Here is a 12349-nt window from a genome sequence, read left to right on the forward strand (position 1 = left end):
CGACCTGCCTCTGGAGGAGGAGACACTTCATGAAAATCACAAAACTCGAGACCGTCCGCGTGGCGGAACGGACAAACTTGCTCTGGGTTCTGGTCCATACGGATGAGGGCATTACCGGGCTCGGCGAAACCTTCTTCGGAGCGGAGACGGTGGAGACCTATGTGCATGAATATATCGCACCCCGCGTGATCGGTCGCGATCCGCTGCAGATCGACCTTCTGGCGCAAGACCTCGTCGGTTATCTCGGCTTCCGTTCATCGGGCGCAGAAGTGCGCGGCAACTCCGCCTTCGATATCGCCCTGTGGGATATTTTCGGCAAGGCCACAAATCAGCCCATCGCCCAGCTGCTCGGCGGTTTCAGCCGCAAGGAAATCCGCACCTACAATACCTGCGCGGGCACCGAATATATCAAGAAGGCCACCGGGCAGCAGACGGCCAATTATGGCCTCTCCAGCGGCAGGGATTACGACGACCTCAACGGCTTCCTGCACCGCGCTGACGAGCTTGCCCATTCGCTGCTGGAAGAGGGCATCACGGCCATGAAGATCTGGCCGTTCGATGCGGCGGCGGAAAAGACGCGCGGGCAATATATCTCGATGCCGGACCTGAAAAGCGCGCTCGAGCCTTTCGAGAAAATTCGCAAGGCGGTGGGCGACAGGATGGATATCATGGTGGAGTTTCACTCCATGTGGCAGCTTCTGCCCGCCATGCAGATCGCCAAGGCGCTCACTCCCTACCAGACCTTCTGGCATGAAGACCCGATCAAGATGGACAGTCTTTCCAGCCTGGCGCGTTATGCCGCCGTTTCGCCTGCGCCGATTTCCGCCTCGGAAACGCTCGGTTCACGCTGGGCCTTCCGCGATCTGCTCGAGACAGGTGCTGCCGGTGTGGTGATGCTGGACATCAGCTGGTGCGGCGGGCTTTCCGAGGCGCGCAAGATCGCTTCGATGGCGGAAGCCTGGCATCTGCCGGTCGCCCCGCATGATTGCACCGGGCCGGTGGTGCTCTGCGCCTCCACCCATCTGTCGCTCAACGCGCCGAACGCGCTGGTGCAGGAAAGCGTGCGCGCCTTCTACAAGACCTGGTATCGCGATCTCGTCACGGCATTGCCTGAGGTGAAGAACGGCATGATAACCGTGCCTCCGGGCGCCGGCCTTGGCATGGAACTGCATCCCGATATCGAAAAGACCTTCACCGTCAGCCGGCGTTTTTCGGATGCGGCGTCGATCTGATCAAAACAGGCTACCCTGATTGCCCGGATCGGAAGAAGCCGGTTTCGCCGGCTTCTTTTTTGGCACTACAGGGTTATCAGGGGATGGCGTCCCCTCCCCCGTCGTGATGGCCGAGACGCGGCCATCGGCAAATTCCATCGACACCACAGCACCTGAAGCGACAGCGGCAGCGCGGGTCAGCGGCCGGTTTTCTTCATCGCGGATCACGGCATAACCGCGTTTCAGCACGTTTTTATAAGACAGCGATTGCAGGATGCGGTCATGGGCGGCAAGGCCTGCGCGGCTCTGCGCCATGCGGTGCAATACGGCTGTATCGGCCCGGCGCGCGCCGGTGACGACCCGCTCCTTCTGCCGCTCTAACTGGCCGAGCAGCCGGGCGGGAAGCGAACGCAGCGCGGAATCGAAGGCATCGACGCGGCCTTTTCCCTGCAGCAGACGGCGCTCCACCAGGGTCTCGGCCCGATGCATGCGCTCGGTAATCCGTTGCCTGTGCTGTTTGAGACCATTCAGCAAGGTTTCCGGCCTGAGACCCGAGGCGGATCGCTCAAAGGCGCGGCGCTTGTTCAGCGTGGTCAATTCCAGTCCACGCCCGAGACCGCTCGCGGCCTCGTCGAAACGGCGGCGCGGCAGGGCCAGAAGCTGATCGAGCGACGGCAACGCGCGCACCAGCGCCCGCACACCCTGACGGCGATTGTCCATCTGCCGCGATACCGAGCCTGAAAGACGCGCGGCAAGGCCGGAGAGCTGCGCTTCCAGTTCCGCACGCACCGGCACGGCCATTTCGGCGGCTCCCGTCGGTGTCGGTGCACGCACATCGGCGGCGTAGTCGATCAAGGTCGTATCAGTCTCGTGTCCGACGGCGGAAATCAGCGGGATTTCGCTTTCGGCAGCGGCGCGCACGACGATTTCGTCGTTGAAGCTCCACAGGTCCTCAAGACTGCCGCCGCCACGCGCGACGATCAGCACGTCGGGCCGCGCAATTTCCCCACCGGGCTGAAGCGCGTTGAAACCGCGAATGGCGTTCGCCACCTCCTCGCCCGAACCTTCGCCCTGCACCTTGACCGGCCAGACGACGACATGGACGGGAAAGCGATCCGAAATGCGGTGAAGAATATCGCGAATAACCGCGCCCGTTGGCGAGGTGACGACGCCGATGACATGCGGCATGAAGGGCAGCCGGCGCTTGCGGGTCGCATCGAACAGCCCTTCCGCCGCCAGACGCCGGCGGCGATCTTCGAGAAGCGCCATCAGCGCGCCAGCGCCGGCAGGCTCGAGGCTTTCTATGACGATCTGGTATTTCGACGAGCCGGGAAAAGTTGTGACCTTGCCGGTGGCGATGACTTCCATGCCCTCTTCCGGGCGGAACTTCAGCCGCGAGAAGGTGCCTTTCCAGATCACCGCATCGATACGGGCGCGGTCGTCCTTCAGCGAGAAATAGGCGTGTCCGGAAGAATGCGGCCCACGATAGCCGGAAATCTCGCCGCGCACCCGCACCTGCTCGAAAGCCGTCTCCACCGTGCGCTTGATGGAACCCGACAGTTCGGAGACCGAGAACTCGGCAAGATTGCTCAATGCTGCGTGGGAGAAGATATCGCTCATGCCCGTTTGTAACCAAAACCCGTCGATTCGGAAATGCCGGCGCCGGCCTGCCTCATTTTAACGGCGATGAAACCATATCCTCAACTAACGAGTTAGGAAAATGGGGATTGGAGGAGGAAACAAGGGTTCGTTAGGGAAAACGGCGTTACGTCTTGCCTCAGGCCCGACAACCAAAGAGGAGGCGGCATCATGATTTTTCTTACCGCCACAGCGCTCGGCGTAACCGCAGTTGCGCTTCGTTCGGTTTTCAGCATCGTTTTCATCTGCATGATGATTATCGGTGCCTATGGCGTGGCGATTGCACTTTCTTCCACGGCCGTGCCCTTGATGTCGCTGCTTCTGGCACTCGCCGGTTACAATTTCGGTGTCGTGGGTGTCGTCCTCGGCCTTCTGGTGCTGCAGCGCCCGCGTTCCACCCAGCCAACCCTCTAAAAGCCCAAGGCCTTGAGGCTTCCCCGCTTTGCGCTGACCGAGATTTGCGGACTGGCCGTCGACCTTGCCGTTACCTGTCTGCTTGTCTTCTATCTCGGTGTCGATCCGCTGGCCGCCCGTTTGCCGGGCGCAGCAACGGGGCTTGCAACAAGCTGGCGGCTGAACCGTGCAAATGGTGAGGCGTCAGCCAGGCTGAACAGCTTTCTGATGAATGCCGTCACACTCACCTCACGTATCGTCAGTGTCGGCCTGTTTGCCCTGCTGCAATGGCGCAATCCGCTCGTGCAGCCGCTCGTCCCGCTTGTCTTTTCAATAATCGCAGCACTGGCGCTGGCGCTCTACGGTTATTGGCGGCTTCAAAAGCAACGGCAAGATCAGGACTAAACCGTCTCCCAGCCATCCTTTTCCGCTGCCCGGTAAATAGCGTCGATGAAAAGCTGGTTCTTTCTCGAGCTTTCCAGCGTCACGACGTCGCCCTCACCCTTCGTCGCACGGGCAAAGGCCTCCGCCTCCAGCTTATATTGGCGGCTATCCTGAAACCGGAAGATTTGCGACTGGTTATGGGCTTGATTGGTCAGTTCGATCTCTTCCGCACCCCAGCGATTGGCGTTGAAGGGAGACTTGACCTCAATGTACCCCTCAGTGCCATGAAAAACCATGAGCTGACGGGCGGCAAGCTGTGTGGCCAGATAAAAACTCAGTTCGAAATCGCCGAAATCGGCCCTGACACTGGAATAGATATCCGTGCCGAATTCCTTATCGCGCTCGACGGTGGCCTGTACGCGCCGGGGCTCCGCGCCGGTAGCGAAGCGGGTAACGATGGTCGGGTAAACGCCGATATCCGGCAAGGCGCCCCCACCCAGTTCGGGAATATTGCGCATATTGCCTGGATCGCGGTTGAAATAGCTGAAAGCGCCCTGAACATGCTTCAGTGTGCCTATCGCGCCGGATGCCAGCAATTCCTTCACCTTCGCCCAGACGGGCGCGTAGGTGACCATGAAAGCTTCCGAGACGATAACACGGTTGCGGTCACGCGCGGCGATGAGGGCGTCGATCTCCTCTGCCTTCAATGCAATCGGCTTTTCGCACAGAACATGCTTGCCGGCATCGGCGGCCTTGATGGTCCATTCCACGTGCTGCGAGGTCGGAAGCGGAATATAGACGGCGTCGATCACATCCGAGGCCAGCATCTCCTCATAAGAGCCGAAGGCGTGTGGCACGGAAAAACGATCCGCCACCGCGCGCGCCTTGGCATGGTCACGGCTGGCGATGGCGCTGACCACGCAATTCTGCGCATCCTGTATCGCCGGAATGACGTGATCCTGTGCGATTTTCGCCGTTGAGATTATTCCAAAACGCAGCATTCCATTCTCCCGCTCTGCCATCCGTCGGAAACTTACCATCGTCACACGGTCTGGCAAGCCGCAGATGCATGACAGAACATGGTATGGCTGAATTTGTCCTGTCTTTGTCGGAATGCCTGCTTTTCTCCGAGCTCGATAAGAGGGATTATGCTATGCATGAACCCAATGGAGAAACATGAAATGTCCTCTTCTCATACAGCGCTGCTTGTCATCGACGTTCAGGAATCCTTTCGGCACGCCCCTTACTTCGAAGAAAGCGAGCTTACCGCCTATCTGGAGAAGCAGCAGGCACTGATCGACGGTGCAAGGGCTGCGGGCATTCCCGTCGTACAAATCTTCCATGTCGATGGCGACAGAGCCTTTTCAAAAGACAGCGGCTATATCCGGGCGCTGGAGGGTGTGCGGATTACCCCTGATGTCACCTTTCACAAGAACCGCCATTCGGCTTTTGCCGGCACCGGCCTCGAAATCTGGCTGACGCAGAAGGGCATCAATCGGTTGATCGTCTCCGGCATCCGTACCGAACAATGCTGCGAAACCACCACCCGGCACGCTTCCGATCTCGGTTACAGCGTCGATTACGTCACCGAAGCGACGCTGACTTTCCCGATGATACATGCTTCCGGCACCGTCTTCAGCCCGGACGATATCCGCAAGCGGACCGAGCTGGTGCTGGCCGGCCGCTTCGCGCGCATCGTGACCGTCGATGATGCACTTGCCACCGTGAAAGAGGCCGCCTGATGGATAAAGGCGGCACGCGCACCATTCCCTTTTATACGCTTGTGCCGCCACATGCGCTGTTGCTCGATATTGCCGGTCCGCTCGAAGTGATCCGTTATGCCAATGGGGAACAGCGGGACATCCATTTCGACTGCCGCTACATTGCTGCGACTGACAAACAACAATCTTCCATCGGCCTTGCGCTTTCAGGGCTGGAGAACTTGCCTGCGACCCTGCCGGAAAATGCTTTCCTGCTGATCTCGGGCAGCACATCACGCTTCGACAACGATCCGGAGACACGGCGAGAGCGGCAGGCGCTGGCGGCATGGCTGCGCCGCGCGGTGCGCCCCGATACGACAGTCATTTCCATCTGTTCCGGCGCGCTGCTGGCGGGCGAAGCCGGGCTTTTTGACAGACGCACTTGCACGACTCATGCCGACTGCGTTGAAGGGCTGCGCCGCATCGCGCCGCTGTCCCAGGTCGCCGAAAACCGCCTTTTCGTCGAGGATGGCAACCGCTTCTCAAGCGCCGGTATTTCCACCGGCATCGACCTGATGCTGCATGTGGTTTCCCGGCTGACATCCCCGGCGGTCGCGGCGCGTATTGCCAAAACAATGGTGGTTTATCTCAGGCGCAGCGGCAGCGACCCGCAAATCTCCCCCTGGATGACCGGCCGCAACCACATCCACCCCGCCATTCACCGGGTTCAGGACCGTGTGATGGCCGAGCCGGCGCAGGACTGGTCGCTGGAGCGGCTGGCCGATATTGCGGCGCTCAGCGAAAGGCACCTGTCGCGCCTGTTTCGCGAGCATACCGGCATCAGCGTCATCGACTATGTCAACCTGATGCGGGTCAATCTCGCCCGCGACATTCTTGCCAACAGCCGCCTGGATATGGAAGCCATTGCCGAACGGGCGGGCTTTGCCTCCGCCCGGCACCTGCGGCGCGTCTGGCAGCAGCATAATCGTTACCCTCCCAGCCATTATCGCGGTTTTCAGGCCTGATAATCTCAGACCCCGCTGCTTCCTGATGAATGCCATCAAAGGAATTGAATGGTTATGCGGATGAGCAGTTGCTAACCTTGCCACCAAGACAGCAACAGGAGCATTCCCCGTGGAAAAACGAAGCCTCGGCCGCACCGGCCTCTCCATCGCCCCGATCGTCTTCGGCGGCAACGTGTTCGGCTGGACAGCGGATGAGAAAACTTCCTTTGCCCTGCTCGACGCCTTTTTCGACGCCGGGTTCAACGCCATCGACACGGCGGATGTCTATTCCGCCTGGGTGGATGGGCATGAGGGCGGCGAGTCCGAAACCATCATCGGCAAATGGCTGAAGCAGTCGAGCGTGAAGCGTGAAGATGCGGTAATCGTCACCAAGGTCGGTTTTGACAATCGCGGCCAGAAGACCGGCCTCAGCGCCAAATGGATCGCAGAAGCTGTCGATGCCTCGCTGAAGCGGCTGCAAACCGACTATATCGACCTTTACCTCGCCCACAAGCCGGATGCGGAGGTGCCGCTGGAGGAGACGCTCACCGCTTTCGGCAAACTGAAGGAACAGGGAAAAATCCGCGCCATCGGCTGCTCCAATTATTCCGCAAGCCAGCTTCAGGACGCGCTGGATACGGCTGCGAAGAACAATCTTCCCCGTTATGACGTGCTGCAGCCGGAGTATAATCTCTATAACCGCGCGGATTTCGAAGGCCCGCTTGCCGAACTTTGCCAGAAGGAAGAGATCGGCGTCATCAATTATTACAGCCTCGCCGCCGGTTTCCTCACCGGGAAATATCGCGCCAAGGCCGATACGGAAGGCGTCGCCCGCAGCTATCGCGTGGGCGAATATGTCAATACGCGCGGTCTTGCCGTCTTAGGCGCCATGGATGCGGTGGCAGTGGAAACCGGCGCGAAGCTCGCAGATATTGCGCTAGCCTGGCTGTTGCGAAAGAAGGCGATAACCGCGCCGATCGCCAGCGCCACCAGCCTGTCCCAGCTCGAAAGCTTCAAACGCGCCGTCGAGTTAAAGCTGACGGATGAGATGATGACGCTGCTCGACAAGGCGGGCGCGTAACATGGAACTCAGAATTCGCGATGCGCAGCCGGCTGACCGGACGGAATGGCTGCGCCTGTGGAACGACTATCTTGCCTTTTATGATGTCGATCTTGCCGATGACGTAACCGACCATACATGGGCGCGCATTCTCGATCCCGCATCCCGCGTCTCCATGCGCGTGGCCATGCTCGACGACCGCATGGCCGGTTTCGCCATTCACCACTTCCATGATTCCACCTGGGTGAAGACGCCCGACTGCTATCTGGAAGACCTGTTCGTCGATGGCGAAATCCGCGGCAAGGGAACGGGCCGAGCGCTGATGGACGATCTTGTCGCCATCTGCAAGGACAAGGGCTGGTCACGGCTGTACTGGCATACCGGCGACGACAACCACCGCGCCCAGAAGCTTTATGACAGCTACGTGAAAAGCGACGGCCATATCCGCTATCGCATCAAGTTCTGATCAACTCCTGAAGCGGAAGAAATCCACGAAAGCCCTCAGCGCCGGCCGCATCTGCCGGCGCGAGGGATAATAGATATAGAAACCATCGAAGGGCGCGCACCAGTCCTCCAGCACGCGGATCAGCCTTCCCTCCCTGATATCGTCTTCAACACGCTGCTCGAAAACGAAGGCGAGACCTGCGCCATCAATCGCCGCCCTTCGAATAAGGCTCTGGTCCGACAGGATCAGCGGCCCCTGCACATCGACCACCAATGGCTTGCCATTCTTCTCCAGTTCCCAGCGATAGATAAGGCCGCTGGCGAAACGCCGGCGGATGCAGCGATGCCGAATAAGATCCCTTGGATCCTGCGGTGGTGAGTTTTCTACGAAATAGGCGGGGGCGCCAACAATCGCGCCGCGCCATGCGCCGCTCGCTTTCACCGCAATCATATCCGCATCGAGATGCTCCCCGAGCCGCAGACCGGCATCGAAACCTTTCGCGACAATATCCTCGAAACGATCATCCGTTGAAATTTCGAGTGAAATATCGGGATAGAGCCGCAGGAACTCGCCCAGCCGGGGGACGATGAGGTCCTCCGCGGCAAGTCGCGGCAGGGTGATGCGCAGGGGGCCAGCGGGTCTTCCGCCCTGCTCGGCAAGCGTCTCGATGACCGCATCGATATCGGCAAGCGCCGGGCCAAGCGTCTCGAGAAGCCGCTTGCCCTCCTCTGTCGGAGAAACGCTGCGGGTGGTACGATGAAGCAGGCGCAGCCCAAGGCTTACCTCCAGCGACGACACCGCATGGCTGACGGCGGAAGGGGCAATGGCAAGTTCGGCGGCGGCCTTGCGAAAGCTGCGGCCTTCGGCAACGGCGGCGAGAACAGCCAGCTGGGAGAGTTGCACACGGTTCATTGTTCTAAATGATAGAACAACCCAAGCGGATTTGCAGCGATTATTTTTACCGCCATGAGACGCTATTTTCTCATCACGCCCTTAGCGATGGGCGGTTCCTTATGGAAGGACGTACAGATGAAAAAAAGAACCCTTGGAAACAACCTTTCCGTTTCGGCGCTTGGCCTCGGCTGCATGGGCATGACACATGCCTATAGCCCGACCGGCGATGAGAGCAGCGCAATTGCAACGCTGCACCGCGCCGTCGAACTCGGCGTCACCTTTTTCGATACGGCGGAGGTTTACGGGCCTTACAATAACGAGATTCTTGTCGGCAAGGGTTTGAAGCCCTATCGCGACAAGGTGGTCATCGCCACCAAGTTCGGCTTCAAAATCGACACCAGCAAACCCGCTGGCCAGATGATGGTGGGCACCGACAGCCGTCCGGACAATGTGCGCGCCGTCGCCGAAGCCTCTCTCAAACGCCTCGGCGTCGATGAGATCGACCTGTTCTACCAGCATCGCGTCGATCCGAATGTTCCGATCGAAGACACGGTAGGCGCCATGGCCGAGCTGGTCCGGCAGGGCAAGGTGAAACATCTCGGCCTTTCGGAAGCGAGCGCCGAAACGCTTCGCAAAGCGCACGCCGTTCATCCCATTGCGGCAATTCAGAGCGAATATTCGCTGTGGACCCGCGACGTGGAGGAAAACGGCGTGTTGGAAACATGCCGTGAACTCGGTATCGGTTTCGTACCCTTCAGCCCGCTCGGGCGCGGTGCCTTGACTGGCGCATTGAAGACGCTAGACGGACTTGCATCCGACGATTTCCGCCGTGGGCTGCCGCGCTTCCAGAGCGAAAACTTCGACGCCAATCTGGCGCTCATCAAGCTTCTGGAAGACATGGCGACTGAGAAGGGCGTGACCGCCGGACAATTGGCGCTGGCCTGGGTTCTGGCCCAGGGCGACTTCATCGTTCCTATTCCCGGCACGACAAAAATCGCCAATCTGGAGAAGAACGTTGCCGCGGCGGAGGTGTCGCTGACGGCAGAAGAAGCCGCCAGCCTCGGCGCGCTGCTTTCGCCCGCAAAAGTCGCCGGCGCGCGTTACCCAGAACAGATGTCACGGATGGCCAACCGATAACAGCAAAAAGCCGCGGCAGCTGCCGCGGCTTTTTTCATTCCGACAGATGCCTTCAGGCTCAGGCGCGCAGGACGCCGCCCGTGGATTTCGCGACATTGCCGACGATCTTGGCGGTCAGGGCCTCGAAATCCTCGTCCGTCAGCGTCTTGTCGACCGGCTGGATCTGCACTTCGATGGCGACCGACTTGCGGTTTTCACCGAGCGATGCGCCCTCGAAAATATCGAAGACATTGACGCCGGTGATCAGCTTGCGGTCGGCGCTCGTTGCAGCCTTGATGATGGCGCCCGCCTCTACCGACTTGTCGACCACGAAGGCGAAGTCGCGCTTCACCGCCTGGAAGGGCGAAAGCTCGAGCGCAGGCTTGGTGCGGGTCGCCTTCTTCTTCGGCTCCTGCATGGCGTCGAGATAAATCTCGAAACCGCAATAGGCGCCGGAGACATCCAGTTCGGACAGCGTCTTTGGATGGAACTCGCCGAAATAACCGAGCACGACCTTCGGCCCCATCTTGATGGTGCCGGAGCGGCCGGGGTGATACCAGCCGGGGCCGCCGGCTTCGATCTGCACATTGGCCATGGGCAGGCCGCAGGCTTCCAGCACCGAGAGCGCATCGGCCTTGGCGTCATAGACATCCACGGGCTTGCCGCCACCCTTCAAAGCATTGGACCACATGCGGCCGCTGCCTGCGAGCGAGGCCGTGCCACGGCGAACACCGCCGGCAACGCGGCGCTGCTTCTCAGGCGTATCGCCCTCATAGGTGCCGGAGACCTCGAAGATCGCGACATCGCCATAGCCCTTGTCAGCATTGCGCTGCGCGGCGGTCAGGAGACCGGGCAACAGCGAAGGCCGCATGTCCGACATATCGGCTGCGATGGGGTTGGCGAGTTTTAGCGCGGGTGAACCACCGCCGAACAGCTTTGCCTGCGCTTCCGGGATGAAGGACCATGTGACAGCCTCCAGCATGCCGCGGCTTGCCAGCGCACGGCGCGCGGTGCGGGTGCGGATCTGCAGTGTGGTCAGGATACGGCCGTTGACGGCCCCAAAACTTTCCAGCGGCTCCGGCTTGATATTGTCGACGCCATGGATGCGCATGACCTCTTCCACCAGATCGGCCTTGCCATCGACATCAGGACGCCAGGACGGGACGGTGACGGAGACGCGCTCGCCCGTTCCCTCTACGCCGAAGCCGAGACCCTTGAGAATGGCGAGGCTCTCTTCCGCCGAGACTTCCAGACCTGTCAGGCGCTTCACTTCCGCCAGCGGGAAATCCACGACCTTGGGCTGATGGCCCTTGTAACCGACGACCCGGGCTTCGCCGGCGACGCCGCCGCACAGTTCGAGGACCAGTTCGGTGGTGCGCTCCAGACCCGGGACCATATATTCAGGATCGACGCCACGTTCGAAACGATAACGCGCATCGGTGATGATGCCGAGAGAACGGCCGGTCTTGGCGATGTTGATCGGATCCCAGAGTGCGGACTCGATCAGCACGTCGACGGTGTTGTCATCGCAGCCGGAATGTTCGCCGCCCATGACGCCGCCGATGGATTCGAGGCCCTTCTCGTCGGCGATGACGACATTGTTCGGGCCGAGCTTGTATTCACGCTGATCGAGCGCGAGGATGGTCTCACCCTCTTTTGCGCGGCGAACCGTCAGATCGCCCTTGACCTTGGCGGCGTCGAAGACGTGCATCGGCCGGCCCTGATCGAAGGTCATATAGTTGGTGATGTCGACAAGCGCATTGATGGGGCGCAGGCCGATTGCCAGCAGGCGCTGCTGCATCCACTTCGGGCTGGGGCCATTCTTCACGCCGCGCACGACGCGCAGCGAAAAGCCGGGGCAGAGCGCCGCATCGTCCAGCTCAAGCTTCACGTCGACGGGCGTTGCGCCTTCCACCTTGAACGACGGCGCAGGCCTCGTCTTCAGCCTGCCGAGACCGGAAGCGGCGAGATCGCGGGCAATACCGTAGATCGAGGTGCAATCCGGCCGGTTCGGGGTCAGGTTGATTTCGATGACCGGATCGTCGAGCCCGGCATAGGTGGCGAAAGAGGTGCCGACCGGCGCATCTTCCGGCAGGTCGATGATGCCGTCGTGATCGTCGGAAATGTTGAGCTCCTTTTCGGAGCACATCATGCCATGGCTTTCGACACCGCGTATCTTGCCGATGGCCAGCGTGACATCGATACCCGGAACATACATGCCCGGACGCGCGAGCGCGCCAACGAGGCCGGCGCGTGCATTCGGCGCGCCGCAGACGATCTGGACCGGCTTGCCGTCGCCGGCATCGACGGAGAGAACCTTCAGGCGGTCAGCTTCCGGGTGCTTCTCGGCGGAGAGCACCTTGGCGATGACGAAAGGCTTGTAGGCCGCCTTGTCGTCAACGTCCTCGACTTCGAGGCCAATCGCCGTCAGCCGCTCGCAAATCTCGTCCAGCGTCGCATCGGTATCGAGATGCTCTTTCAGCCAGGAAAGAGTGAATTTCATG

12 protein-coding genes are annotated in these 12349 nt (G+C 60.4%); 8 read left to right on the forward strand and 4 right to left on the reverse strand.

Translation table 11 applies throughout. The annotated features are described in order from the left end of the window. The first annotated feature begins 29 nt into the window (after nucleotides 1-29). Nucleotides 30-1232 carry a mandelate racemase/muconate lactonizing enzyme family protein gene (locus ACQZ5N_RS12870; RefSeq protein ID WP_448733094.1) on the forward strand — a complete coding sequence of 401 codons (1203 nt, stop codon included), beginning with the start codon at nucleotides 30-32 and terminating at the stop codon, nucleotides 1230-1232. Here the strand turns inward: ACQZ5N_RS12870 and xseA are convergent, their stop codons facing one another. Then, nucleotides 1233-2831 (reverse strand): exodeoxyribonuclease VII large subunit, encoded by a 1599-nt coding sequence (gene xseA / locus ACQZ5N_RS12875; protein WP_448733095.1) that lies wholly within the window; start codon nucleotides 2829-2831, stop codon nucleotides 1233-1235. It lies immediately after the preceding gene. 189 nt (nucleotides 2832-3020) lie between these two features. On the opposite strand from xseA, the gene ACQZ5N_RS12880 reads away from it, so the two are divergent. Next, nucleotides 3021-3263 (forward strand): hypothetical protein, encoded by a 243-nt coding sequence (locus tag ACQZ5N_RS12880; RefSeq protein WP_020812414.1) that lies wholly within the window; start codon nucleotides 3021-3023, stop codon nucleotides 3261-3263. Nucleotides 3264-3275: 12 nt separating this feature from the next. Next, on the forward strand, nucleotides 3276-3647 hold the full coding sequence (locus ACQZ5N_RS12885; protein ID WP_448733096.1) for a hypothetical protein: 372 nt from the start codon (nucleotides 3276-3278) through the stop codon (nucleotides 3645-3647). Here ACQZ5N_RS12885 and ACQZ5N_RS12890 read toward each other — a convergent pair. Beyond that, the gene (locus tag ACQZ5N_RS12890) at nucleotides 3644-4627 is read right to left on the reverse strand and encodes a Gfo/Idh/MocA family protein (RefSeq protein WP_448733097.1); all 984 of its coding nucleotides are present in this window, start codon (nucleotides 4625-4627) and stop codon (nucleotides 3644-3646) included. The two genes, ACQZ5N_RS12885 and ACQZ5N_RS12890, sit on opposite strands and share 4 nt — an antisense overlap. A 180-nt stretch (nucleotides 4628-4807) precedes the next feature. On the opposite strand from ACQZ5N_RS12890, the gene ACQZ5N_RS12895 reads away from it, so the two are divergent. The 4 genes from ACQZ5N_RS12895 to ACQZ5N_RS12910 all read left to right on the forward strand — a co-directional run bounded on the left by ACQZ5N_RS12895 (nucleotide 4808) and on the right by ACQZ5N_RS12910 (nucleotide 7856). Continuing rightward, nucleotides 4808-5368 (forward strand): cysteine hydrolase family protein, encoded by a 561-nt coding sequence (locus ACQZ5N_RS12895; protein WP_448733098.1) that lies wholly within the window; start codon nucleotides 4808-4810, stop codon nucleotides 5366-5368. Beyond that, nucleotides 5368-6351, forward strand: coding sequence for a GlxA family transcriptional regulator (locus tag ACQZ5N_RS12900; RefSeq protein WP_448733099.1), 984 nt, complete (start codon nucleotides 5368-5370; stop codon nucleotides 6349-6351). Before ACQZ5N_RS12895 ends, ACQZ5N_RS12900 begins: the two co-directional genes overlap by 1 nt. A 109-nt stretch (nucleotides 6352-6460) precedes the next feature. Continuing rightward, nucleotides 6461-7411 (forward strand): aldo/keto reductase, encoded by a 951-nt coding sequence (locus ACQZ5N_RS12905; RefSeq protein ID WP_448733100.1) that lies wholly within the window; start codon nucleotides 6461-6463, stop codon nucleotides 7409-7411. Between the two features lies 1 nt (nucleotide 7412). Next, on the forward strand, nucleotides 7413-7856 hold the full coding sequence (locus ACQZ5N_RS12910; protein ID WP_448733101.1) for an N-acetyltransferase family protein: 444 nt from the start codon (nucleotides 7413-7415) through the stop codon (nucleotides 7854-7856). Here the strand turns inward: ACQZ5N_RS12910 and ACQZ5N_RS12915 are convergent, their stop codons facing one another. Then, nucleotides 7857-8747 carry a LysR family transcriptional regulator gene (locus ACQZ5N_RS12915; protein ID WP_448733102.1) on the reverse strand — a complete coding sequence of 297 codons (891 nt, stop codon included), beginning with the start codon at nucleotides 8745-8747 and terminating at the stop codon, nucleotides 7857-7859. Nucleotides 8748-8864: 117 nt separating this feature from the next. On the opposite strand from ACQZ5N_RS12915, the gene ACQZ5N_RS12920 reads away from it, so the two are divergent. Further along, entirely contained in the window at nucleotides 8865-9866 is a 1002-nt protein-coding gene (locus tag ACQZ5N_RS12920) for an aldo/keto reductase (protein ID WP_448733103.1), read from the forward strand. 58 nt (nucleotides 9867-9924) lie between these two features. Here ACQZ5N_RS12920 and pheT read toward each other — a convergent pair whose 3' ends face one another. Continuing rightward, on the reverse strand, nucleotides 9925-12348 hold the full coding sequence (gene pheT / locus ACQZ5N_RS12925) for a phenylalanine--tRNA ligase subunit beta (RefSeq protein WP_448733104.1): 2424 nt from the start codon (nucleotides 12346-12348) through the stop codon (nucleotides 9925-9927). Between the last annotated feature and the right edge of the window lies 1 nt (nucleotide 12349).

It is taken from the genome of Agrobacterium sp. 22-221-1 (assembly GCF_053522445.1).

Excerpts from the sequence above, each read along its gene's own strand:
- ACQZ5N_RS12870 (WP_448733094.1), top strand. The coding sequence starts at position 30 with ATGAAAATCACAAAACTCGAGACCGTCCGCGTGGCGGAACGGACAAAC.
- xseA (WP_448733095.1), bottom strand. The coding sequence starts at position 2,831 with ATGAGCGATATCTTCTCCCACGCAGCATTGAGCAATCTTGCCGAGTTC.
- ACQZ5N_RS12880 (WP_020812414.1), top strand. The coding sequence starts at position 3,021 with ATGATTTTTCTTACCGCCACAGCGCTCGGCGTAACCGCAGTTGCGCTT.
- ACQZ5N_RS12890 (WP_448733097.1), bottom strand. The coding sequence starts at position 4,627 with ATGCTGCGTTTTGGAATAATCTCAACGGCGAAAATCGCACAGGATCAC.
- ACQZ5N_RS12895 (WP_448733098.1), top strand. The coding sequence starts at position 4,808 with ATGTCCTCTTCTCATACAGCGCTGCTTGTCATCGACGTTCAGGAATCC.
- ACQZ5N_RS12900 (WP_448733099.1), top strand. The coding sequence starts at position 5,368 with ATGGATAAAGGCGGCACGCGCACCATTCCCTTTTATACGCTTGTGCCG.
- ACQZ5N_RS12910 (WP_448733101.1), top strand. The coding sequence starts at position 7,413 with ATGGAACTCAGAATTCGCGATGCGCAGCCGGCTGACCGGACGGAATGG.
- ACQZ5N_RS12915 (WP_448733102.1), bottom strand. The coding sequence starts at position 8,747 with ATGAACCGTGTGCAACTCTCCCAGCTGGCTGTTCTCGCCGCCGTTGCC.
- ACQZ5N_RS12920 (WP_448733103.1), top strand. The coding sequence starts at position 8,865 with ATGAAAAAAAGAACCCTTGGAAACAACCTTTCCGTTTCGGCGCTTGGC.
- pheT (WP_448733104.1), bottom strand. The coding sequence starts at position 12,348 with ATGAAATTCACTCTTTCCTGGCTGAAAGAGCATCTCGATACCGATGCG.